The sequence below is a fragment of the Bradyrhizobium sp. CCBAU 11357 genome, from assembly GCF_028128865.1.
Classification (GTDB): domain Bacteria; phylum Pseudomonadota; class Alphaproteobacteria; order Rhizobiales; family Xanthobacteraceae; genus Bradyrhizobium.
Genome location: NZ_LBJW01000110.1, coordinates 202,509 through 222,624 on the forward strand (window position 1 = coordinate 202,509; position 20,116 = coordinate 222,624).

The window sequence follows — 20,116 nt, forward strand, 5'->3', positions numbered from 1 at the left end:
TTTCGGCGCGGCCGCCGCCGCAATATTGCCGGTTGAAACTGGGAAATTCTGGAAAGTCGCGGGTGATTCGCTCGCGTGTTGAAGGATTTAGACCATGATGCGGGCGTCCGGCACGGCGGGGTTTCAGACCCCATCCGCTACCGTCGCGTCTTCCCGGCTCACCCATGCGGTCGCGGCCTCGCTCGCCGTCGCCGCGCTCTCGCTGTGCCTGATCGTCACCCTCACGGTGCTGTCGACCAAGGCAACCATGGCGATGGGCCTGCCGGTCTGATTCCCGCTTCATCCTGGACCAGCCTTCAGGGCGCCGTGCGGCCCGCGCCGACCGGCATCGCGACAGGACGTCGATGAAATCACCTGTGGTAGTCGTTGCAATCACCCTGACTGCGGCCATCCTGGTCGCGGCCTCGCTGCTGATCATCGTCGGCACGCGCAAGGGCGCAGGCACGTCGACGCTGAATGCGCCGACGCTGCAGCAGCGCGTCAAGCACGCGCAGATGGTCTAAAGCGCGATGCGATTAGGATGTATCGTCATCGCGCTTTAGGTTGTTGTTTGAGCATGATCTTTTCGGAAAACCGCTTCACACTCTCCCGGATCATGCTCTAAAATCTTCTGAAAGCCTTACGCTTGCGCACAAGCGCGTCTTAAGCACGCCGCATGAAATCGCAGCGCCGTCACGCAACAATCAGCCAGTGTTGCGGCCTTACCTCGTTCGGGAGGAGCGAGACAGGTCCATGCGGTTCGGATGGCGTGCGATCTCCGGTCCGGCGCTGACGGCAGCGGCCCTGCTGCCGGCAATGCTGCTCGATCGCCTCGTCCCCGCGCCCTCGCCCGCCCCGCTGTTCGTCGGCATCGTGGCCCTCGCCGGCGCGCTCGCAGGACTCGCCTCCGCCGTGACGACCGCGATTGTCGCGGTGATCGGCGCGGCACTGTTCTTCCTCCATCGCCACGGCGTTTCCGGCCATGGCGCCACCGATCTGGTGCCGCTCGGCCTCCTGGCCATCACGGCTTTCGGCACCGCCGGCATCACCGGGCTGATGCGCGAGCGGCTGCTCGGCAGCTTCGCGGCCGAGCGCCGCAGCCACGTCACTGCCGCGCGGCTGTCGGCCGCGCTCGACGAGGTCGATATCGGCATCGTGCTGCTCGATGCCGAGACCCGGGCCGAATTCATCAATCGTGCGTTCCGCGATTATTTTGCGGTGCCGGACGAGATCGCCGACGCCAAGCCGCCCTTCATCGCACTGATGTATCACGGCCGCGACACCGGCGCGTTCGAGCTGCCCGAGGACGAGCTCGGCACCTTCATCGCGCAGCGCATGGAGATGGTGCGGGTCGGCGATGCGACGCCGATCAACATCAAGCTGCGCAACGGCGAGGTGCTGCGCTTCGTCTGCACCGCACTGCCCGACGGCGGGCGGATGCTGAGCTACACGCCCGTGACTGACCTCGTTCGCCACACCGATGCGCCGGCAAGGGCCGACTACTACCGCTCGCTGCGTGATCCGACCGGCCGCAAGCTGATCCGGTACTTGCGCGCTGCGGAGTAGAGCTCTGCTGGTTGTTTGAGGTTTACCTCTCCCCAGCGGGGAGAGGTCGGATTGCGCAGCAATCCGGGTGAGGGGCCGCGTCAATCGGTGAGAGCGTAACCCCTCACCCGGATCGCATCATTCGATGCGATCCGACCTCTCCCTACGGGAGAGGTGAACCGAATTCTGAGCCGGCATCAATCCTCATCTTCACGCGATTGATTGCCTCACCCATCATCACGTATGAAGGACACTTCATCCATCGCGGAAATTCACATGTCGCTCATCATTCGCGCCGTCACCAGGCAGGACTACGATCAATGGCTGCCGCTGTGGGACGGCTACAACGCCTTTTACGGCCGCTCCGGGCCGACGGCGCTCGCGCCCGAGATCACTGGGATGACGTGGCAGCGCTTCTTCGATGCCTACGAGCCGATGCATGCGCTGGTCGCCGAGGACAACGGCCGCCTGCTCGGCCTGACGCATTATCTGTTCCATCGCAGCACCACGGCGATCGAGCCGTCCTGCTATTTGCAGGACCTGTTCACATCCGAGGCCGCGCGCGGCAAGGGCGTCGGCTCGGCGCTGATCCATGGCGTCTACGACCGCGCGAAGCTGGCGGGATCGCCGCGCGTCTACTGGCAGACGCACGAGACCAATCTCACGGCTCAGCGCCTGTACGACAAGGTCGCGGAGCGCTCCGGCTTCATCGTCTATCGCAAGCTGTTCTGATCCCTGCGCACAGCCTGTGGATAACTTGGCTTGTCACCGGCGCGTAACATAGCAAGGCTAGGTTGCCCCTGCGTCTGGTCAGGCCCCCGTCACCGATCATGCGCCCCAAGCGGTCCCCGTCAGTCGCCGCGTCTGACAGGGGCCGCATTTTTTTGTGCGCGCTGCCGGCATGGCAGCAGCGCGGCCGCCCGCTTGCTGCTGCGGCGCGTGGTGTCAGAATGCCCGCCGCTCATCTCCGACAGGATCATTCATGGAAATTCGCAATCTCGGCGCCTCCGGCCTTCGCGTGTCCGCGGTCGGGCTCGGCTGCAACAATTTCGGCCAACGCGCCGACCTCGAGACCTCGCGCAAGGTGATCCATCGCGCGCTCGACCTCGGCATCACGCTATTCGACACCGCCGACATCTATTCGAACATGGGCGGCTCGGAGACCGTGCTCGGCACCGTGCTCGGCGATCGCCGCAAGGACATCGTGCTGGCGACGAAATACGCCAAGCCAATGGCCGAGGACGGCACCAAGCAGGGCGCCTCGCGCCGCTACATCATGGAGGCCGTGGAGGCGAGCCTGAAAAGGCTGAAGACCGATTACATCGACCTCTATCAGCAGCACGATTACGACCCGCTGACGCCGATCGAGGAGAGCCTGCGCGCGCTCGACGATCTCGTGCGCCAAGGCAAGGTCCGCTACATCGGCAACTCGAACTTTCCGGCCTGGCGGATCGCGGAAGCCGAATACGTCGCGCGTGCGATGAATGTCAGCCGCTTCGTCTCCTGTCAGGACGAATATTCCCTGCTGGTGCGCGACATCGAGAAGGACCTGCTGCCGGCCGCGACGGAATACAAGCTCGGCCTGTTGCCGTTCTTCCCGCTCGCGAGCGGCCTGTTGACCGGCAAATACCGGAAGGGCGAGGCCGCGCCCAGCGACACCCGCTTCGGCAAGGTGCCGCGGCTGCGCGACCGCTACGTCACGCCGCGCAACGAGGACATCGTCGAGAAGCTCGCCGCCTTCGCCAAGGCCAGCGGCCATTCGATGCTGGAGCTCGCCTTCTCCTGGCTCGCTGCGCGCCCGCAGGTCTCGAGCGTGATCGCCGGCGCGACCCGCGTCGAGCAGGTCGAGGAGAACGTCAAGGCGATCGCCTGGAAGCTCAGCGCGGAGGAGACGGCGGAGATCGACAGGATCACGCTGGGTTGATTTTGCGACGACCGACCTTTGCGGCGCGGCGCTATTTCACGCCGCGCCCCACCGTCTGCATCACCTCGAAACCTTCGAACTGGGGATGGCCGAGATAAAGCGGCTTGTTGTCGCCCGCCCTATGATGCGCGGCGCGAAACGCCTCCGACTTGGTCCAGGCCTCGAACGCCGCAAAATTTGCCCATACGGTGTGCGAGGCGTACAGCGTGTGGTCCTCGGCTTCCGGCCCGCGCAGCAGGTGAAACTCGACGAAGCCCGGCACCTTGTCGAGATGGGTGTCGCGCGTGAGCCAGACCTGCTCGAAGGCAGACTCGGAGCCCTTGGCGACGCGGAAGCGGTTCATGGCGATGTACATGGGGTGGTGTCTCCTGATGTTGCACCATTATCTCGTCATTCCGGGACGCGCCGCAAGGCGCGGGCCCGGAATCCATTTTGCGGCGGAGTCTGCGGATAGATGGATTCCGGGTTCGCGCTGACGCGCGCCCCGGAATGACAGCTAAGCTACCAGCCCCTTCATCGGCCTTGCGCTCGCGCTGTCGGGGAACACCGTCTCGGCCAGCACGCGATCGGACAGGCCGAACTGGTCCTGCAGCACGCCTTTGATCACCGAGCGCAGATCCGTCGTCGGCTTGAGGTCGCGGCCCTCATACAGGTTCGCGAGCTTGAGGCCTGGCCAGTCCGAAATGACGCGGCCGCCTTTCACCGCGCCGCCGGCGAGCAAGGCAATCGTGCCGGTGCCGTGATCGGTGCCCTCGGTGCCGTTGATGCGCGCGGTGCGGCCGAACTCGGTGGCGACGACCACCACGGTGTCGCGCCAGCGATTTCCCAGACCACTCTCGAACTCGGCGAGCGCGCCGTCGAGACCGCCGAGCAGGAAGGCGAGACGCCCCACAGGGCCGCCCTCATTGGCATGCGTGTCCCAGCCGTCGAAGGCGAGCGCGGCGATGCGCGGGCCGTCATCGGCCGCCATCAGCTTTGCAGCGCCGCGCGCGACCTGCCGCATCTGCGCGACGGCGTTGCCGCGTGTCGCCTTCATATCGTCGCCGCTCGCCGCCTTGTCGAGCTGGAGGCCCTGCGACAACGCGGAGGCCAGGGCGGGATCGCGGTGACGGTAGAGCTCGACGAGGCGCATCGCGGTGTCGTCATCGGCCTGCGGCAGCGCGACCGGCGCCCAGCCGACGGTCGGCGCGCTGCCGCGCAGCACCAGCGGCGTGGTGGGACCGACTGCGAGCCCGCTCGACACGCGCTCGCCGCGCGGCAGCGCTTCGAGCGCGCGATTGAGCCAGCCGGACTGCACGCGGCCCGGGCCGGCATAGCCGCTTTCGAGCACGTCCTGGCCGTCGAAATGCGAGCGGTCGCGATAGGGCGTCGCGATCGCATGGATTACCGCCGCGTGCTTGTCGCGATACATGCGCGCGAAATCCGGCATCGCCGGATGCAGGCCGAAGAACGAGTCCAGCATGATCGCGGGATGGGCACCATCGGCCGCAAGCGCAATCGATCCGTGCAGGCCGGCATAATCGGGGTCGCCGATCGGCGCGACGGTCGAGAGCCCGTCCAGCGCGCCGCGCAGGATCACCACGACCAACCGCGGATCGCGCCCGTCGGCCGCGCGGGCGAATTTCGGCAGGTAAGCCCAGGCTGCAAACGAGGCGCCGCCGAGCAAGAGACCTCGGCGGGACGTGAGGAGCCGGTTCTCGACGCAGTCGGCCATCATCATCTCCTCTGCATTTCCGGCGACATCAACAGCAGCGCCAGCGCCTGCTGCCGCGACTCCGCGCGCTCGATGGTCCGCCGCGTCTCGGCCGAGGCGGCATCGGCGGCGGCGAACTCCAGGAGATCGAGCGGATCGATGTTGTTGCCGAGCCGCGCGCCGATCTGCGCCGCGATGTCGAGCCTGAGCTTGATGCCTTCAGGCGCAGCCCAGGCGGCATTGGTATCTGGAAAGCCGTTGGGGCCCGGCGGCGACCACAGCGGCTGGCCGAGCAGATTGAGGTTGTTCAGATAGGCGCCGGGATCCTCCGGCACGCGCGCCAGCAGCCGGCCGCTCGCAACCAGGAAATCGTATGGCGAGCGCATCTTGGTGAGCGGCGCCTTCCAGGCTTCATCGGAATCGACCAGCGCCGTCGCCAGCGCCTTGAGATCACCGTCGGTCTTGACGAAGACGTCGCGCAGGCGCGCAACGAGCGCCGGCGGCGGATCGTCCGCGACGAAGTGACGGACGAACTTGGTGGCGATGAAACGCGCGGTCGAGGGATGCCGCGCGAGGTCGGCGAGCGCGGCTTCGCCCTGTGCGAGGCCGGCCTGATCGTAGGTCTTGCCGAGCAGGACTTGCGGCCCGGGCTGATGCGCATTGACGTTGAAGACGAAGGAGCCGGGAACCCCGAGCTGCCCTTGCCTGCCGGCAAAGGTCCAGCCGGTGATGATGCGCGCGAGCGAGGTGACGTCGCCTTGCGTGTAGCCGGCGCCGACGCCGAGCGTATGCAGCTCCATGATCTCGCGCGCGAGATTTTCGTTCAGCCCACGCTTGCGGTTTTGCCCCGCGCGCGAGTCGGGTCCAAGCGATTGCTGGTTGTCGAGGAAGAACAGCATGGCCGGGTGCTGCTCGACCGCCCTCAGCATGTCGGCGAAGCGCCCGAGCACGTGCGGCCTGATCGCCTCGCGCTCGAACGCGCCGGCCCAGATCCGCGCCAGCTCGCCCTTGCTGGCGGAGATGCAGAAATGATTGGACCAGAACGCGACGAGGCGCTCGGTGAAGCCGCACTCGACGAGCGTGGCGCGCTGCAGCCGCGCCAGCGCCTCGGCGCGAAAGGTTTTCTGGATCACATTGAGCGGCTGCGGCGCGGGCTTGGCGGCGGGCTGCGGCGCGGGTGCGCTCGGCTGCATGGTCTCCGGCTTCGGTGCGCCGTCGGCGGGCTTGGCATCGGCCATTTTGCCGGTGATCTCTGCCGCCGCATTCAGCGAGAGATTGCGGCGCAAGGGCGGCTTCTGATCGGCAGGCACTTGGGCCGGCGTCTCGACGGGCGCGGCGGCCTTCGCCGCCTCACGCGCCTGCTTGACCTCGTCCTGATAGGCAAACACGGCCTGCCCGAGCTGCGGCGTCGATTGCAGGCCCGGCGCTTCCAGCAGCACGCCATTGGGACGCGAAAGCTCCGCCTTCACGAAGCCGCGCGGGTCGGAGCTTGCATTGATGAGATCGCCCGATGCACCGCCGCGGGCGCCGAAGCCGAAGCGGTTGAGCGCGACGAGGGCGGCTTGCGAATCGCGGGCCATCGATGATCTGTCCTTCGCGCGTTGGGAGGTGCTTTCCTGCGACGCGGGCGGCGCGTAATATACCGCAGCGACAGATGAACCCGACATGAAAAATGACGGCGAAGCTTCGACGAAAATCATGACAAATCCGAAAGAAATGCCGTCAGCGCCGGCACTTGCGCGCCGTCTTACCTGTTCCCGCTGCGGCAGCGAATTCGGCTGCGATCTCTCGGGCAATTGCTGGTGCGCGGAGGAGACGGCACGGCTGCCGATGCCGCTCGAGGGCGAGGACTGCCTGTGCCGGGAGTGTTTGCGGAAAGCGGCGGCGGAGGCAGTATCGTAGTATCGTAGGGTGGGCAAAGCGACTTGTCCGCCGTAGCTCGAAGAGCGAAGGCGGAAGCGTGCCCACGCATTCTTGGCGATCAAGAGACATGGTGGGCACGGCGCTTTGCGCCTTTGCCCACCCTACTAAACTACGTGCGTTACACCGCATTCCCCGGCGACTTCCGCGCCATGCCATCGAACGCATCCAGCAGCTTTTCGCGCCAGGCATAGACCGGATCATCCGCGTCGAGCAGCTTGAAGGGGCTGACCACGCGCGCCCATTGGAATCCGCCGAACACGATGTAGTCGGCGTAGTTCGGTGCCTGCCCGCCGAGAAAAGGCTGCGTCTTGAAGGTCTGGCGCATGATCTCGAGCGATTTGCGGAACGCGACGACGCCGGTGTCGCGGCTCGCCTGGACCTCTTCCAGGCCCTTGCCGAACCGCGCCTCGCGCGACTTGCGGAAATAGGCGGCATCGACCTCATTCAGATTCTTCGGGATGTCGGCGATAACAAGCGGAGAGAGACCGCCGACGATCGCGATGTCGCCCCACGCATTGATCATGCGCGCCATGGCGCGGCCGCCCTCGCCGCCGAACAGCGACGGGCGATCCGAAAAAGTTTCCTCGAGATAGTTCGCGATGGTCCAGGAATCGACGACGGCCTTGTCGTGATGCAGCAGCACCGGAACCCTCTCCGAGCCGTGCGGCGCGATCGCGCTCTTCTCGGTGAAGCGCCAGGGCAGCGTCTCCGCCGCAAGGCCCTTGTGCGCCAGCGCCATCCGCGTGCGCCAGCAATACGGGCTGAAGGGGCGCGAAGGATCGGTGCCGACGAGTTCGTAGAGTTTGAGCGACATGATCGTTATTCCGTCATTGCGAGCGCAGCGAAGCAATCCAGACTGCCGCTGCTGAGGCATTCTGGATTGCTTCGCTTACGCTCGCAATGACGATGTGGAGGCGGAATCACCGCCCGTTGGCGCGCAACAGCCTCTCGCCACCTTCCGTCACCGCGATCACCAGCCCGAGACCTGCAATCGTCTCGCGCGCGACGTAGCCGCGCTCGGCGGCGTCTTCCCAGATGGTGAGGCGCGGACACGAGGTCTTCCAGGTCGCGAGCACCTCGGCGTAGGCGCGCGGCTCGCGCGCCACCCATTCGACGAAGTCCAGCACCAGGGGATCGGCGTTACAGCTCATTGCAAACCTCCCTTGTCGAAGGCGGCCAGAACCGGCGCACGCAGCAACAGCCAGCCGCCATAGGCGATGTAGTAGCAGGCGATGGTGGTGATCAGCTTGTTGGACCAGGCGATGAACTGCTGGTCGGTCATGGCCTCGAGGATGCGCCGCGCCAGCGTGGTGCCGAGCATCGAGGCTGCGATCGCGACGGCGGCGAGCACGGGATCGAGGCTCGCGGCCTGGTCGATGATGCCGCCGAAATAGATCAGCTTGGTGAAATGGCTGATCAGCTGGCACATCGCCTTCGTCGCCACCTTCTCGCGCCGGCCGAAATCGCCGCCGAGGAAGAAGGTGTCGAGCAGCGGGCCGGAGACGCCGGTCATCAGCATCAAGCCCATGCAGATCGTGCCATAGACCGTGCCCTGCCAGAGCCTGTCGGGGTCCGGCTTGATGTTCGCGGGCAAGAGCCGCGCCATGAACGGCGTGGCGCCGAGCAGCAGCAGCGCCGTCGGCTTGTCAGGCACGTAACGGGTCAGCGACCAGGCGGCAAGCGCCACAGTCGCGCCGACCATGTAGTTCGCAACCGGCCGCCAGCGGATATGCGCCCGCCACAGAAACGCGCGCCAGCCGTTCGAGGCCATCTGCGTGATCGCATGCAGCACCATCGCGGTCGGCAGCGGCATCAAGGCCAGCAGCACGCCGATCAGGATCAGCCCGCCCGCCATGCCGAACAGCCCCGACAGGAACGCGGTGGCCACCATCAGCAATCCGAGGGCAGCGATCATGATGGGCGTCACGAGGGTGGTCTCCTCTCGGCAAGCAAGGGACGCAAGCTGCATCACTCCCGCGCCCCGCTTGCGGGGAGAGGCGGAGAAGCCGTGGCGTTCCCGACAAATCAGCCTAAAACCTACGTTGCAAGTTGTGCCTCGCTTGCCCCTCTCGCGCAAACTGAGTTATCTTGCCCTGGCATCAGCTTTCCTGAGGGTGGGTCATTTGCGGCGGCTGTTGTTTCTCAACGGCATCAAGGCGTTCGAGGCGGCGGCGCGGACCGGCAGCTTTGCCGCGGCCGGGCTGGAGCTGAGCGTATCGGCGGCCGCCGTCAGCCGCATGGTGCACCTGCTCGAAGAACGGCTCGGCGTCGCCCTGTTCGAGCGCAAGGCCAATCGCCTGGTGCTGACGCAGGCGGGCCGCGCCTATCAAGGCGGGCTGACCCCGATCTTCGATGCGCTGGCGAGCCTGACGGCACAGGTGACGGCGCCTGCCAGCGTGCGCGTGCTCACCATCGGCGTCGGCCACACCTTCGCGATGCGCTGGCTGATCCCGCGCCTGTCGGAGTTTCGCAGCGAGGAGCCCGACATCGAGGTGCGCTTCACCACCGGCGGCGCCGCGGTGCCATTCGGCGAGGACTGGAGCTGCGGCATCAAGCTCGGCACCGGCGACTGGCCCGGCCTCGTCGCCGAGCCGCTGTTCGCCGGCGATCTCACCCCCGTCTGCGTGCCGCGTCTGGCCGGCGGATTGAAGCGCCCGGCCGACCTGAAGGGACCGAGCCTGATCCGCGTCGCGCACTCACCCGAGGATTGGCCGATCTGGCTGAAGGCGGCCGGCACGGCGAGGATCAGCGCGCGCGGGCCCGAGTTCCAGTTCTATGGTCAGGCGCTGCAGGCCGCGGCCGACGGGCTCGGCATCGCCATGGGCATCCGCCCCTATATCGACGACGATCTCGCGGCCGGCCGGCTGGTGGCGCCGTTCGACCTCTCGGTGCCCAAGGGCATGCGCTGGTACCTGCTCTATCGCAGCTTCCAGACCGAGCAGCGCGACTTTGCCGCGTTCCGCCGCTGGATCATGCGGGCAGCATCGGAACCCGCTGCCCGCCCGCGCAAGATCGGCCGCGCTGCAGCGCGGAACTGAAGGCGGGCAAAAAAGCCGCCTGCTTGTGAACGGCTTCACATCCCAAAATCCGCAAATGTGGTCCCCTGACCCTCCGAAAAGAAACGTGGGACCTACACTCATGACGACCCTCTACGACGGCTTTGACATCGAATCCTTCGAAGCTGGCAAAGGGCTGTGGCACGCGCGGATCCGCCGTGCCGATCTCAGCCCGCTGGCCATCGACGGCGTGCTGTTTCCGGCCATGGAAGTCGGCTTCGCCTGGCCCGATCGCGATGCCGCGATTGCCGATGCCAAGCACCACATCGATCGTTTCCGCCTGCGGGCCGGCAGCGACGACGAATAGGCGGTCCGCAGTCGGACCAGCGACAGGGCGGCGAAAAAGGGGGAAACCGGTCATGTCCATCATCGAAACCGATGCAGCGCAGCCGCGGATCTACGCCCGCGCAGTGCTGTCCAATTGCCCGGAATGCGACGGCGATCTCACAGTGCTTCGTGTGATCGGCGGCCGCGCTGGATGCGAGTACTGGACCATGCGCTGCACCGATTGCGGTGGCATTCATCTCGACATCCTCGAGCCGAATGTCGCCGCCGGGAACGACGACGGGCCGCTGCCGGCGGCGTGAACCGCAAGGCTGCTGCCAACCTGCTGTCAGCAGCCTGCATGGCCACGGGCATTCACCCTTTATTGCGGGGCGGACTCGTCCCATATTCGCCTCATGGCGAAGAAACCTGCTCTCCCCAAATCCCCCAAAACCAAGGCTCCGAACTCGAAGGCGCATCGCCCTGACGTGCAGCCGATCGGGCCGGCGCTGGCCGAATTGCTCAATCCCGCGATCAATCGCGGCGATGCGGGCTTGGGATCAGGCACAGGCCTGCAGCCGCCGCCGGACAATTCGCGCGACCGCCGCGCCGGGGGCGAGGCCGCCGCGCATCGCGCGCGGGCTTCGACGCCGAAGGAGTTTCCGCAAGACACGGCGCGGCCGATGCCGCTGCGGCCCAATCCGCAGCCGCCGGGCGCTCGTCAGTCCAGTGAGCTTGCTGGGCTGGAGGAGGCGCCGCAAGCCAATTACGGAACCGCGGCCACGATTCCGACGCTCGATCCGGAACTGGCGCGACAGCTCGGCCTGCCGACGGAGGAGGACGATGCCGAGGCGCTGGCGCGTCCACCGCGTTCCAAGATGGAGGCACTGGGCGTCAAGGCCACCGCGGATGCGCTGGAATCGTTGATCCGCGAGGGCCGGCCGGAGTTCCGCAAGAACGACGGCTCCATGAAGGTGTGGACGCCGCACCGGCCGCCGCGCCCGGAAAAGTCCGAAGGCGGCGTGCGCTTCGAGATCAAATCGTCCTACGAGCCCAAGGGCGACCAGCCGACCGCGATCGCCGAGCTGGTCGAGGGCATCAACCGCAACGACCGTTCGCAGGTGCTGCTCGGGGTCACCGGCTCGGGCAAGACCTACACCATGGCCAAGGTGATCGAGGCGACGCAGCGCCCGGCCCTGATCCTGGCGCCGAACAAGACGCTGGCCGCGCAGCTCTATGGCGAGTTCAAGAACTTTTTTCCGGACAACGCGGTCGAGTATTTCGTCAGCTATTACGACTACTACCAGCCGGAAGCGTATGTGCCCCGCACCGACACGTACATCGAAAAGGATTCCTCGATCAACGAGCAGATCGACCGCATGCGCCACTCGGCAACGCGCGCGCTGCTCGAGCGCGACGACGTCATCATCGTCGCTTCGGTGTCCTGCATCTACGGTATCGGCTCGGTCGAGACCTACACCGCGATGACCTTCGCGCTGAAGAAGGGCGAGCGCATCGACCAGCGCCAGCTGATCGCCGACCTCGTCGCCCTGCAGTACAAGCGCACCCAGGCCGATTTCACCCGCGGCACGTTTCGCGTGCGCGGCGACGTCATCGACATCTTCCCGGCGCACTATGAAGACCGCGCCTGGCGCGTGAATTTGTTCGGCGACACCATCGAGAATATCGAGGAGTTCGATCCGCTCACCGGCCACAAGCAGGACGAGCTCGAATTCATCAAGATGTACGCCAACTCGCACTACGTGACGCCGCGGCCGACGCTGGTGCAGGCGATCAAGTCGATCAAGTTCGAATTGAAGCAGCGGCTCGACCAGCTCAACAACCAGGGGCGCCTTTTGGAAGCCCAGCGGCTGGAGCAGCGCACCACCTTCGATCTCGAGATGATGGAGGCGACGGGCAGCTGCGCCGGCATCGAGAACTATTCGCGCTACCTCACCGGGCGCCGCCCCGGCGAGCCGCCGCCGACGCTGTTCGAATACGTGCCCGACAACGCGCTGATCTTCGCTGACGAAAGCCACGTCACCATCCCGCAGATCGGCGCCATGTTCCGCGGCGACTTCCGCCGCAAGGCGACGCTGGCCGAATACGGCTTCCGCCTGCCCTCCTGCATGGACAACCGCCCGCTCCGCTTCGAGGAATGGGACATGATGCGGCCGCAGACGGTTGCGGTGTCGGCGACGCCGAGCGGCTGGGAGCTGAACGAGAGCGGCGGCGTGTTCGTCGAGCAGGTCATTCGCCCCACCGGGCTGATCGATCCGCCCGTCGACATCCGCCCGGCGCGCACGCAGGTCGACGATCTCGTCGGCGAGGTGCGCGCGACCGCGCAAGCGGGCTATCGCTCGCTGATCACGGTCCTCACAAAACGCATGGCGGAGGATCTCACCGAATATCTGCACGAGCAGGGCATCCGCGTCCGCTACATGCACAGCGACATCGATACGATCGAGCGTATCGAGATCATCCGCGACCTGCGCCTAGGTGCTTTCGACGCGCTGGTCGGCATCAACCTCTTGCGCGAAGGCCTCGATATTCCCGAATGCGCGCTGGTCGCGATCCTCGACGCCGACAAGGAAGGTTTTTTGCGCAGCGAGACCTCGCTGATCCAGACCATCGGCCGCGCCGCGCGCAACGTCGACGGCAAGGTGATCCTCTATGCCGATCAGATGACCGGCTCGATGGAGCGCGCCATCGCCGAGACCAACCGCCGCCGCGAGAAGCAGGTCGAGTACAACAATGCCAACGGCATCACGCCGGAGAGCGTGAAGAAGCAGATCGGCGACATCCTCAACTCGGTCTACGAGCGGGACCACGTGCTGGTCGAGGTCGGCGGTCACGACATGACCGACGACGTCATCTCGATCGGCCACAATTTCGAAGCCGTGCTCGCCGATCTCGAAACAAGGATGCGCGAGGCCGCCGCCGATCTGAACTTCGAGGAAGCCGCCCGCCTGCGCGACGAAGTCAAGCGCCTGCGCGCCACCGAGCTCGCCGTGGTCGACGACCCCACCGCCAAGCAGCGCACCGTCGCGGGCAAGGCCGGCGCCTATGCCGGGGCGAAGAAATACGGCAATGCCGCCAACCTCCCCGTCAGCGCCATGAAGAACAAGAGCGCCGCAACCGCGCTCAAGGCCGGCGGCGGCAAGGGCTCCCGCGTGCACAAGCCGCATCTCGACGAGATGCACGGCCCGGAATCGCTGCCCTATCGCGAGAGCCGCGCACTACCGTCAAAGCCGTTCGGCAGCACCAGCCGGATCATCCAGCCGACGGACTCGCGGCAGTCGGGTCCGGAGTTCGGGCCCGCGCCGAAGTCGACGGGTGGGGCGCCGGGGCGGCGCGGGGGGTGGAAGAAGAGGTAGGCGGCGCAGGTTTATCGGCGACGTTCGTGGTTATGAATTCTCAGATACGCAATTGCGCATCATAGCTCGCGCTCTGCGGCGCCCCGGGATGACACGAAGAGAGATTACCCCTCACCCCAAGCTCGCCGTCACCACGGCCATCACCGACAGCAGCAGCACGATCGTCACCAGTTGCAGCGAGGCGATGGGCTGGGTGCGCCATGCCGTGATCTTGTCGGAGAGCGATAGATGGGCCTCGAAGAATTTCGGCTCGTAGACGGTCTTGAAGAGGTGCGGGAAGCTCGGGCCGAGCGTCACGGCCAGCATTGCGTGGGCGAGCGAGGCGAATGCGACGAAGATGGCGACGCCGGGGTCGCCGACGAGATCGTGGTTGCCGCAGAGCTTGAGCAGGAAGGCCGCAGTGGCGAAGGTCGGGAAGCTCTGCAGGGTCGCGGTCAGCGCGAGGCCTTCGAGCGCGTTATGCAGGCGGGACTTTCTGACGGTGGCGATGGCGGCCATGGCACGTCTCCGTGATGACATGCCGATGACGGTAGTCGCGGCGCCGCTGGCGTGATGTGAGATGGGTCACGCGGGGGCGGGCGGGAAGCCAAAGTCCGGGTTGAGCCCACAGCTGCTCTCCACGTCGTCATTGCGAGCGCAGCGAAGCAATCCAGAAACCCGTCCGCGGAAAGACTCTGGATTGCTTCGCTGCGCTCGCAATGACGTGTTGAAGGAGCGCTGCCTCCCGATCATCGTAGGACTCGCGGAGACTTCCCAACCCTCCCAGCGCGATCCGGCGTCGCGGTGACACTGCGCTCGGCGCCATGCGTGCTGCGCGCCACGCAATCGGAGCGCGAATTCGTGCAGCCATCCCACAACTCAACCCACAGTTGCGCGCCATGAACCGGGTATTGCGCTCATGCGTCAAAACGTCTGCAACATCCCTGTGGTTTCGCGGATTGCCGGTGCGCGGCACCGCGCGTTAGCGTTGCGCGACGTCACGGGGCCCAACGAGGATCGGCGGAATGACGGTGGAGCAGCTGAATCGCCAACGCGTCGTGCACCTGCTCGATGCCTTCGCGCGCGGCGACATCGAGACGGCGCTGGCCTGCTGCACCGACGACGTCTACTTCCTCACCCACGCGCCGATCGACGTGCTGCCGCACATGGTGCCGCGCCATGGCAAGCAGGAGCTGCGCGACCTCTGGCAGACGGTCTGGTCGCGCTACTCGGAGATTCGTTACAAGACGCCGCACATCGTCGCCGAGGGCGAAACCGTCGCGACCTACCTGCACGCTTTTTTCAAAAAGCGCAGCAACGACCGCATCGTGCAGTTCGACATCGCGGTGTTCTACACGTTCCGCGGCGGGCTAGTGGCGCAGATCCGCGAGATCATCGATTCCTACGACCTGGTGCAGCAGGTGCTGGAACGGGAGATCGGGCCGCTGATCACGGGGCGGTGAGCGTCGAGACCAGGACAATTACGGGATCCTATTGTAAATCTCACAAAGAGCGATCAAGTGTGCATTGCAAAAACGTGAATTGCGTTTTGGCCGAAATCTGCTATTTCATTCGTATACAAACGAGTTGAGCCCCGGCGCCCGACTGCGCGTGGGGTTGTTTTCCGTTTCTTCCGCAAAGCCAGCTTCAGGACTGCCCCAATGACAGAGCACAGTCTCTGGCGTTTCTCGCGCGCGTTGCACCGCGCGATCAACGACCGGCATTTTAGGGATATCGAGGCCTTGATCGACGAGGACGTCGAATGGGCGCTCTACGGTCCGATCGACATGTTTCCGTTCCTCGGCGCGCGCCAGGGCAAGGATGCCGTGCTCGACGTCATCCGCCAGCTCGCCGACAATTTCCACGTCCGCCGCTTCGACCGCGAGAGCATCATGCTGGGCGTCGATTCCGCCGCCTCGATGCTGCGCTATTCGCTGACGGCCCTGGATTCCAACAAGCCGATCAGCTTGCGCGTGGCGCAGTTCGCCCAGTTCAAGGCCGGCAAGCTGATCAACATGCGGGTGCTGATCGACACCTTCGATCTGGTCGAGCAGGCACTCGGCCGCGCCATTCATCTGCCGAAGATGACCAGCGTCGGCTGACGCATGATCCGGACCCGAAGGGCCGCGTTAGCGCAAAGTGCGAAGCGGTTTTCCGAAAAGATCATGCACAAACAACAACCTGAAGCGCGATGATGATCATCGCGCTTTAGGGGGACGCCAACGAGGCCCCGCTGTTCGGGACCGATGACGAAGGCGATCGCGACGTCCTGGCCTCCAGCCCCGCCGGATGCCGTCGCATCACGAGCTCGTCATCGGGCGCGCGCCATTCGCGCGGCCCGTTGGTTCGCGTCCCCTTGCGACCCGCCACAATTCCGCAACGATAAATCGGCACTTTCAGCGCCGGAATGGCGCATGGTCATTGCGGCCGCTATAGTGCGGCCGACAGCATGCGCTGGGGTTCGTGGGCAGGACGATGGAATTCTCGACAGGGTTTGGCTGGACCAGGCTGCCGTTGCTGGCGGCCGCATTCATTTTGGGCTCGGCGCTGACGTTACAGGCGCAGATCATTCCGCCCTTCTCCTCACCGCCATCCGACGACGAGGCCGAGGCGGCCGAAGCTCCCGAGGTCAATGATCCCGACATCATGAAGGGCATCGACGTCGACAAGCTCGACTGGAGCCAGCTCGCGGTCGATGCGGGGACCGGCATCGACCCGATGGCCGCCAAGAAGCGCGCCCAGGCCGCCGCCAGGGAAGGCCTCGACTGGTCGTCGAACCCCAATGCCAACGGCTCCTCCGCGGTGACGGTCAAGCAATCCGTGTTCTCGTTCTGGGATACGCGGATCGGCGCCGACATGACGGTGGCCAGCGAGCCCAAGACGATGTCCGAGCTGCTGGCGCAGAAGGCCAGCAACGGCGGCAACCTGCCGCAATCCTCGGGCAGCGCCTGGGCGACGGCAACCGCGCCGGGCGCGGGCGCGATCTGGGACAAGACCGCGGTGGAAGCCAGGGTCGATCCCGGCGCCGAGCACAGCAAGATCGGGGCGTCACTGACCAAATCGGTGCCGCTGTCGGGCGACACCTCGCTGACGCTGCAGAACGGCTACAGCGTCAACCAGCAGGGCACCAGTGCGGTCCCCGGCATCGGCGGCCACGTCACGCGCAATTACGAGACCGACCAGAGCGCCAAGGTCACCGTGACCGACACCGGCACCAGCATCATTGCCGGCCAGACGCTGTCGACCACCGACGACAAATGGCTGCGCAAGGTCGGCGCGGAGCAGAAGCTGTTCGACAACGTCACCGTTTCCGGCTCGGTCGGTGAAACCTCGCAAGGCACGCTGAACAAGAGCGTGACCGCGGGCTTCAAGAAGAGCTGGTAGCTTCGCCTCTCCCCGCAAGCGGGGCGAGGAAGTGAGGCACCGGCCGAGTTGCGCCCTAACCTCGCCGCAGCCGCCGATTCACACTTCCCTAACCATACGCCACGGCAAAACCCCCGAATGGTCCGTCCTTGCCGCATCTCGGCCCATTTGCGGTCAAAATCGGACGCCCTGATGCGGCCTGCCTCACAGACGTCGTCGTGCGGGGGACACTCGCGCTGCGCTCAACGCGAACAGGGGAACAACGATGAACGCCATGCGTCCTGAAAAGGTCGAAGCCACCGAGACCGAGACGGTCGACACCAACCTTGCCGCCGTGACCGAGGTCGAAGCCGGCATCCGCGATTTCGTCCGCAACGACATCGCCTATCTGCGCCGTCCGGCATCGGGCACCACCGACGCGCCGCCGCTCGATCCGAGCGCGGAAGCCACCGTCAACAACGTCAACTCGCTGATCCAGCGCGTCGCCGGCACCTCGCTCGCCGAGATCGAGAATTTGATCTCCGAACTCGAGAGCCTGCGCGACCTGCTCCACGCCGAAGGCCAGCGCGTCCAGCGCGAGATCTCCGGCTACGCCCAGCTCAGCCAGGCCGCAATGAAGTCGACCCGCATGATCGCCGACAACGTCGCGCAGTGGAAGCGCGCCGCCGACGGCCTGCGCAACAGCTGATCGCCCACACGAACGCATCATTGGCCGCCGCGTTCCGGAAGGGACGCGGCGGTTTTGATTTGCGGGTGATGGCTGCACACTCTCCTCAACGAAGGTGTCATCGCCCGGCTTGACCGGGCGATCCAGTATTCCAGAGACGCCAGCGATTTAGCCGAGAAGCCGCGGCGTACTGGATGCCCCGGTCAAGCCGGGGCATGACAGCGAGAATGTGGCGCGGCCAACGCCCACCATTGAACCCACCACCCCTTCCCGGCGACAAACGCCAAGCGCCCGTGCCGTCGCGGCCGGGCTCAGGGGACATGTCATGGAAAGCATTCGGCCCGACACCACGGACCCGATCCCGTTGCGGCCCGCGCCGAATCAGTTCGGCACGATCATGCTGCGCTTTGTCGGGCTGCTGGCGGTTGCGATCGCCATCCTGGCGTTCGTCTACAGCCGCTGAGCTGCGGCCGGATGCCGGCCGCGATCATTAACGACTTCTTACCGGGCCGCTTCCACGGTCGAGGCTTCCAGCGTGTAGGCGCCATCGGCATAGCCCTTCACCACCATGCCGGCGACCAGCATCACGGCCAGCGTCGCAGTCGCGAAGATGAATCCAACAAATTTGAGTGCGCCGCGGTCAGCCATGGTCCTCGTCCCCTGTCTCTGCCAATTCGTTTCAAATAGACAGCGACAGGTTCATAATTAGTTAGCAACTCACTGGTTCCGCCAAAAGCTTCGCGGTCACCATGTTGCGCAGGCTTATGGCAGCCACCCGGAATCGCGTCCATAGCGCGCGGGCAACACTCGCGCACTCATTTGCCCGTTCATCTTGGAACGGATCTAGCCGCCCTTGCGCAGCGGCACGAAGGCGGAGGCGGTGATGGAATAGACCTCCTCGCCGCGCTGGTTGGTGCCGGTGGTGCGGGCCGTCAAAATGCCCCAGCCTGGACGGGAGGCGGAGGTGCGCTTGTCGATGACGACGCTGACGTAAGAGACGGTGTCGCCGGCGAGCACCGGCCTGATCCAGCGCAGATCGCGAAAGCCCGGCGACGGGCCCCATACCGCAACCTCTTCGCCGCGCGAGGCGGCCTCGCGCGCCAGACGCTGGTCGTCGGCGACAAGCAGGCTCATGCAGGCCGAACCGACATGCCAACCCGAGGCCGCGAGCCCGCCGAACAGCGAGTTCTTGCCCTCCTCCTCGTCGAGGTGAAAGCGCTGCGGATCGAACTTGGCGGCGAATGTCTTGATGGATTCCGCCGTGAACGTGTACGCGCCGATCTCCCTGCGCTGTCCGATCGCGATGTCTTCGAAGAACCGCATCAGGCCGCTCCCTCGCGCCGCTTGATCAGGATCGGCGAGGTCATCTCGGCGAGCGCCTGCCCCGCCGCATTGCGCGCGGTGCATTTGAACTTGACGATGCCGAGCTCAGGACGGCTCTTCGAGACCCGCGCCTCCAGGACGTCGACATCGAGCGTGAGATCGTCGCCGGGCCGCAGCGGCGAGAGCCAGCGCACCTCGTCGACGCCGGGAGATCCCAGTGACGCGGCGCGGGTGATGAAGCCGTCGGCCATCATCCGCATCATCAGCGAGCACAGATGCCAGCCCGAACCGGACAGGCCGCGCAGCATGCTTTTGGCCGCGGCCGCCTCGTCGAGGTGCATCGGCTGCGGATCGAACTCGGCGGCAAAGGCCAGGATCTCGTCGCGGGTGACGTGGCGCGGGCCGAACGTTCCGAACCGGCCGGGCGGGAAATCTTCGAAGGTCAGGATCATCTCGGGAAAGCTTTGCGGGAATGACAGATTGTGGCCGCACTTTGCGGCAATCTCAACCCGCCGGCCCGCATGGCTCGTGCTACATACGGGGTGGCCGCGGTTTTGAGTCGGATCAGCCGAGGGCCAGAATGCATCGACGCGGCCCAAATTTGCCCTGGGGAAAGCAATGTTTTCATTCAGCGACCTGTTTCAATGGGACCGCTTCATCACGCCGACGATCATCAAGACCTTCTACTGGCTGGTGATCGCGCTGATCTGTCTGTTCGGCCTCTCCGGCATCTTCTCAGGCCTCGCTGCGATGGCGATCAGCCCGTTCGGCGGCTTCCTGGTGCTGCTGTCGTCGATCGCCAGCGTCGTGGTCGGCATCGTGTTCTCGCGCATCGTCGCGGAGTTGATCCTGATCGTCTTCCGCATCAACGAGCATCTCGGCGCGATCCGGGACCAGGGCGGCGGGATGCGGTAGCGGCACGCACAGCTGCCGTAGGGTGGGCAAAGGCGCAAAGCGCCGTGCCCACCATCATTCCGCGAGATGAGGGAGGTGGTGGGCACGCTTCGCTTTGCCCACCCTACG

General features: G+C 65.6%; 26 protein-coding genes. 16 read left to right on the top strand and 10 right to left on the bottom strand.

The window, feature by feature from the left end:
• Positions 1-94: 94 nt before the first annotated feature.
• The 5 genes from XI05_RS31115 (at position 95) to XI05_RS31135 (ending at position 3,448) form a co-directional block, all read left to right on the top strand.
• Complete coding sequence (locus XI05_RS31115) at positions 95-271, top strand: hypothetical protein (protein WP_271509002.1); 177 nt, start codon at positions 95-97, stop codon at positions 269-271.
• Positions 272-344: 73 nt separating this feature from the next.
• Positions 345-503 carry a hypothetical protein gene (locus tag XI05_RS31120; protein ID WP_212259390.1) on the top strand — a complete coding sequence of 53 codons (159 nt, stop codon included), beginning with the start codon at positions 345-347 and terminating at the stop codon, positions 501-503.
• A gap of 229 nt (positions 504-732) precedes the next feature.
• Positions 733-1,545: a PAS-domain containing protein gene (locus XI05_RS31125; RefSeq protein ID WP_271509004.1), complete on the top strand. Its 813-nt coding sequence runs from the start codon at positions 733-735 to the stop codon at positions 1,543-1,545.
• 255 nt (positions 1,546-1,800) lie between these two features.
• A complete protein-coding gene (locus tag XI05_RS31130) occupies positions 1,801-2,256 on the top strand; it encodes a GNAT family N-acetyltransferase (RefSeq protein ID WP_271509010.1) in 456 nt (151 codons plus the stop codon).
• Positions 2,257-2,506: 250 nt separating this feature from the next.
• A complete protein-coding gene (locus tag XI05_RS31135; RefSeq protein ID WP_271509012.1) occupies positions 2,507-3,448 on the top strand; it encodes an aldo/keto reductase in 942 nt (313 codons plus the stop codon).
• Between the two features lie 31 nt (positions 3,449-3,479).
• On the opposite strand, the gene XI05_RS31140 is transcribed toward XI05_RS31135, so the two are convergent.
• From XI05_RS31140 to XI05_RS31150, 3 genes are all read right to left on the bottom strand, one after another.
• On the bottom strand, positions 3,480-3,803 hold the full coding sequence (locus XI05_RS31140) for an antibiotic biosynthesis monooxygenase family protein (protein WP_271509015.1): 324 nt from the start codon (positions 3,801-3,803) through the stop codon (positions 3,480-3,482).
• A 141-nt stretch (positions 3,804-3,944) separates the two neighbouring features.
• Positions 3,945-5,162 (bottom strand): DUF1501 domain-containing protein, encoded by a 1,218-nt coding sequence (locus XI05_RS31145; protein WP_271509017.1) that lies wholly within the window; start codon positions 5,160-5,162, stop codon positions 3,945-3,947.
• A gap of 2 nt (positions 5,163-5,164) precedes the next feature.
• On the bottom strand, positions 5,165-6,721 hold the full coding sequence (locus tag XI05_RS31150; protein ID WP_271509019.1) for a DUF1800 domain-containing protein: 1,557 nt from the start codon (positions 6,719-6,721) through the stop codon (positions 5,165-5,167).
• Between the two features lie 118 nt (positions 6,722-6,839).
• On the opposite strand from XI05_RS31150, the gene XI05_RS31155 reads away from it, so the two are divergent.
• Positions 6,840-7,043 (top strand): cysteine-rich CWC family protein, encoded by a 204-nt coding sequence (locus tag XI05_RS31155; protein ID WP_172788730.1) that lies wholly within the window; start codon positions 6,840-6,842, stop codon positions 7,041-7,043.
• 139 nt (positions 7,044-7,182) lie between these two features.
• Here the strand turns inward: XI05_RS31155 and XI05_RS31160 are convergent, their stop codons facing one another.
• The 3 genes from XI05_RS31160 to XI05_RS31170 form a co-directional block, all read right to left on the bottom strand.
• Positions 7,183-7,878, bottom strand: a complete 696-nt coding sequence (locus XI05_RS31160; protein WP_271509022.1) for a glutathione S-transferase family protein — start codon at positions 7,876-7,878, stop codon at positions 7,183-7,185.
• A gap of 106 nt (positions 7,879-7,984) precedes the next feature.
• Positions 7,985-8,215, bottom strand: a complete 231-nt coding sequence (locus XI05_RS31165; RefSeq protein ID WP_271509025.1) for a hypothetical protein — start codon at positions 8,213-8,215, stop codon at positions 7,985-7,987.
• Positions 8,212-8,991 (bottom strand): sulfite exporter TauE/SafE family protein, encoded by a 780-nt coding sequence (locus XI05_RS31170; RefSeq protein ID WP_172788733.1) that lies wholly within the window; start codon positions 8,989-8,991, stop codon positions 8,212-8,214. The genes XI05_RS31165 and XI05_RS31170 overlap by 4 nt, the downstream gene beginning before the upstream one ends.
• 196 nt (positions 8,992-9,187) lie before the next feature.
• On the opposite strand from XI05_RS31170, the gene XI05_RS31175 reads away from it, so the two are divergent.
• The 4 genes from XI05_RS31175 (at position 9,188) to uvrB (ending at position 13,761) form a co-directional block, all read left to right on the top strand.
• Positions 9,188-10,102: a LysR substrate-binding domain-containing protein gene (locus tag XI05_RS31175; RefSeq protein ID WP_271509028.1), complete on the top strand. Its 915-nt coding sequence runs from the start codon at positions 9,188-9,190 to the stop codon at positions 10,100-10,102.
• Positions 10,103-10,202: 100 nt separating this feature from the next.
• Positions 10,203-10,427, top strand: a complete 225-nt coding sequence (locus tag XI05_RS31180; RefSeq protein ID WP_271509030.1) for a hypothetical protein — start codon at positions 10,203-10,205, stop codon at positions 10,425-10,427.
• A 52-nt stretch (positions 10,428-10,479) separates the two neighbouring features.
• Positions 10,480-10,707 (top strand): hypothetical protein, encoded by a 228-nt coding sequence (locus XI05_RS31185; RefSeq protein ID WP_271509033.1) that lies wholly within the window; start codon positions 10,480-10,482, stop codon positions 10,705-10,707.
• A 93-nt stretch (positions 10,708-10,800) separates the two neighbouring features.
• On the top strand, positions 10,801-13,761 hold the full coding sequence (uvrB, locus tag XI05_RS31190; RefSeq protein ID WP_271509035.1) for an excinuclease ABC subunit UvrB: 2,961 nt from the start codon (positions 10,801-10,803) through the stop codon (positions 13,759-13,761).
• Positions 13,762-13,872: 111 nt separating this feature from the next.
• On the opposite strand, the gene XI05_RS31195 is transcribed toward uvrB, so the two are convergent.
• Positions 13,873-14,259, bottom strand: coding sequence for a hypothetical protein (locus XI05_RS31195; RefSeq protein ID WP_271509038.1), 387 nt, complete (start codon positions 14,257-14,259; stop codon positions 13,873-13,875).
• A gap of 506 nt (positions 14,260-14,765) precedes the next feature.
• On the opposite strand from XI05_RS31195, the gene XI05_RS31200 reads away from it, so the two are divergent.
• From XI05_RS31200 to XI05_RS31220, 5 genes are all read left to right on the top strand, one after another.
• Positions 14,766-15,203, top strand: coding sequence for a nuclear transport factor 2 family protein (locus XI05_RS31200; RefSeq protein ID WP_271509040.1), 438 nt, complete (start codon positions 14,766-14,768; stop codon positions 15,201-15,203).
• A 198-nt stretch (positions 15,204-15,401) separates the two neighbouring features.
• Positions 15,402-15,842, top strand: coding sequence for a nuclear transport factor 2 family protein (locus XI05_RS31205; protein WP_271509043.1), 441 nt, complete (start codon positions 15,402-15,404; stop codon positions 15,840-15,842).
• Positions 15,843-16,215: 373 nt separating this feature from the next.
• Positions 16,216-17,124 carry a hypothetical protein gene (locus XI05_RS31210; protein ID WP_271509046.1) on the top strand — a complete coding sequence of 303 codons (909 nt, stop codon included), beginning with the start codon at positions 16,216-16,218 and terminating at the stop codon, positions 17,122-17,124.
• Between the two features lie 244 nt (positions 17,125-17,368).
• A complete protein-coding gene (locus tag XI05_RS31215; RefSeq protein ID WP_197953693.1) occupies positions 17,369-17,791 on the top strand; it encodes a hypothetical protein in 423 nt (140 codons plus the stop codon).
• Positions 17,792-18,095: 304 nt separating this feature from the next.
• Positions 18,096-18,233 (top strand): hypothetical protein, encoded by a 138-nt coding sequence (locus XI05_RS31220; protein ID WP_007614812.1) that lies wholly within the window; start codon positions 18,096-18,098, stop codon positions 18,231-18,233.
• 38 nt (positions 18,234-18,271) lie between these two features.
• Here XI05_RS31220 and XI05_RS31225 read toward each other — a convergent pair whose 3' ends face one another.
• The 3 genes from XI05_RS31225 to XI05_RS31235 all read right to left on the bottom strand — a co-directional run bounded on the left by XI05_RS31225 (position 18,272) and on the right by XI05_RS31235 (position 19,545).
• A complete protein-coding gene (locus XI05_RS31225; protein ID WP_027545961.1) occupies positions 18,272-18,418 on the bottom strand; it encodes a hypothetical protein in 147 nt (48 codons plus the stop codon).
• Between the two features lie 195 nt (positions 18,419-18,613).
• Positions 18,614-19,093 (bottom strand): MaoC family dehydratase, encoded by a 480-nt coding sequence (locus tag XI05_RS31230; protein ID WP_271509049.1) that lies wholly within the window; start codon positions 19,091-19,093, stop codon positions 18,614-18,616.
• Positions 19,093-19,545, bottom strand: a complete 453-nt coding sequence (locus XI05_RS31235; protein WP_271509051.1) for a MaoC family dehydratase — start codon at positions 19,543-19,545, stop codon at positions 19,093-19,095. Before XI05_RS31235 ends, XI05_RS31230 begins: the two co-directional genes overlap by 1 nt.
• 166 nt (positions 19,546-19,711) lie before the next feature.
• Between XI05_RS31235 and XI05_RS31240 the strand changes: the two genes are divergently transcribed.
• On the top strand, positions 19,712-20,008 hold the full coding sequence (locus XI05_RS31240) for a DUF4282 domain-containing protein (RefSeq protein ID WP_018648333.1): 297 nt from the start codon (positions 19,712-19,714) through the stop codon (positions 20,006-20,008).
• The last annotated feature ends 108 nt before the right edge of the window (positions 20,009-20,116 follow it).

Bases quoted from the DNA above. Each gene is read 5' to 3' on its own strand.
- XI05_RS31115 (WP_271509002.1), top strand. From the start codon at position 95: ATGATGCGGGCGTCCGGCACGGCGGGGTTTCAGACCCCATCCGCTACC.
- XI05_RS31120 (WP_212259390.1), top strand. From the start codon at position 345: ATGAAATCACCTGTGGTAGTCGTTGCAATCACCCTGACTGCGGCCATC.
- XI05_RS31125 (WP_271509004.1), top strand. From the start codon at position 733: ATGCGGTTCGGATGGCGTGCGATCTCCGGTCCGGCGCTGACGGCAGCG.
- XI05_RS31130 (WP_271509010.1), top strand. From the start codon at position 1,801: ATGTCGCTCATCATTCGCGCCGTCACCAGGCAGGACTACGATCAATGG.
- XI05_RS31135 (WP_271509012.1), top strand. From the start codon at position 2,507: ATGGAAATTCGCAATCTCGGCGCCTCCGGCCTTCGCGTGTCCGCGGTC.
- XI05_RS31140 (WP_271509015.1), bottom strand. From the start codon at position 3,803: ATGTACATCGCCATGAACCGCTTCCGCGTCGCCAAGGGCTCCGAGTCT.
- XI05_RS31145 (WP_271509017.1), bottom strand. From the start codon at position 5,162: ATGGCCGACTGCGTCGAGAACCGGCTCCTCACGTCCCGCCGAGGTCTC.
- XI05_RS31150 (WP_271509019.1), bottom strand. From the start codon at position 6,721: ATGGCCCGCGATTCGCAAGCCGCCCTCGTCGCGCTCAACCGCTTCGGC.
- XI05_RS31155 (WP_172788730.1), top strand. From the start codon at position 6,840: ATGACAAATCCGAAAGAAATGCCGTCAGCGCCGGCACTTGCGCGCCGT.
- XI05_RS31160 (WP_271509022.1), bottom strand. From the start codon at position 7,878: ATGTCGCTCAAACTCTACGAACTCGTCGGCACCGATCCTTCGCGCCCC.
- XI05_RS31165 (WP_271509025.1), bottom strand. From the start codon at position 8,215: ATGAGCTGTAACGCCGATCCCCTGGTGCTGGACTTCGTCGAATGGGTG.
- XI05_RS31180 (WP_271509030.1), top strand. From the start codon at position 10,203: ATGACGACCCTCTACGACGGCTTTGACATCGAATCCTTCGAAGCTGGC.
- XI05_RS31185 (WP_271509033.1), top strand. From the start codon at position 10,480: ATGTCCATCATCGAAACCGATGCAGCGCAGCCGCGGATCTACGCCCGC.
- uvrB (WP_271509035.1), top strand. From the start codon at position 10,801: ATGGCGAAGAAACCTGCTCTCCCCAAATCCCCCAAAACCAAGGCTCCG.
- XI05_RS31195 (WP_271509038.1), bottom strand. From the start codon at position 14,259: ATGGCCGCCATCGCCACCGTCAGAAAGTCCCGCCTGCATAACGCGCTC.
- XI05_RS31200 (WP_271509040.1), top strand. From the start codon at position 14,766: ATGACGGTGGAGCAGCTGAATCGCCAACGCGTCGTGCACCTGCTCGAT.
- XI05_RS31205 (WP_271509043.1), top strand. From the start codon at position 15,402: ATGACAGAGCACAGTCTCTGGCGTTTCTCGCGCGCGTTGCACCGCGCG.
- XI05_RS31210 (WP_271509046.1), top strand. From the start codon at position 16,216: ATGGAATTCTCGACAGGGTTTGGCTGGACCAGGCTGCCGTTGCTGGCG.
- XI05_RS31215 (WP_197953693.1), top strand. From the start codon at position 17,369: ATGAACGCCATGCGTCCTGAAAAGGTCGAAGCCACCGAGACCGAGACG.
- XI05_RS31220 (WP_007614812.1), top strand. From the start codon at position 18,096: ATGGAAAGCATTCGGCCCGACACCACGGACCCGATCCCGTTGCGGCCC.
- XI05_RS31225 (WP_027545961.1), bottom strand. From the start codon at position 18,418: ATGGCTGACCGCGGCGCACTCAAATTTGTTGGATTCATCTTCGCGACT.
- XI05_RS31230 (WP_271509049.1), bottom strand. From the start codon at position 19,093: ATGCGGTTCTTCGAAGACATCGCGATCGGACAGCGCAGGGAGATCGGC.
- XI05_RS31235 (WP_271509051.1), bottom strand. From the start codon at position 19,545: ATGATCCTGACCTTCGAAGATTTCCCGCCCGGCCGGTTCGGAACGTTC.
- XI05_RS31240 (WP_018648333.1), top strand. From the start codon at position 19,712: ATGTTTTCATTCAGCGACCTGTTTCAATGGGACCGCTTCATCACGCCG.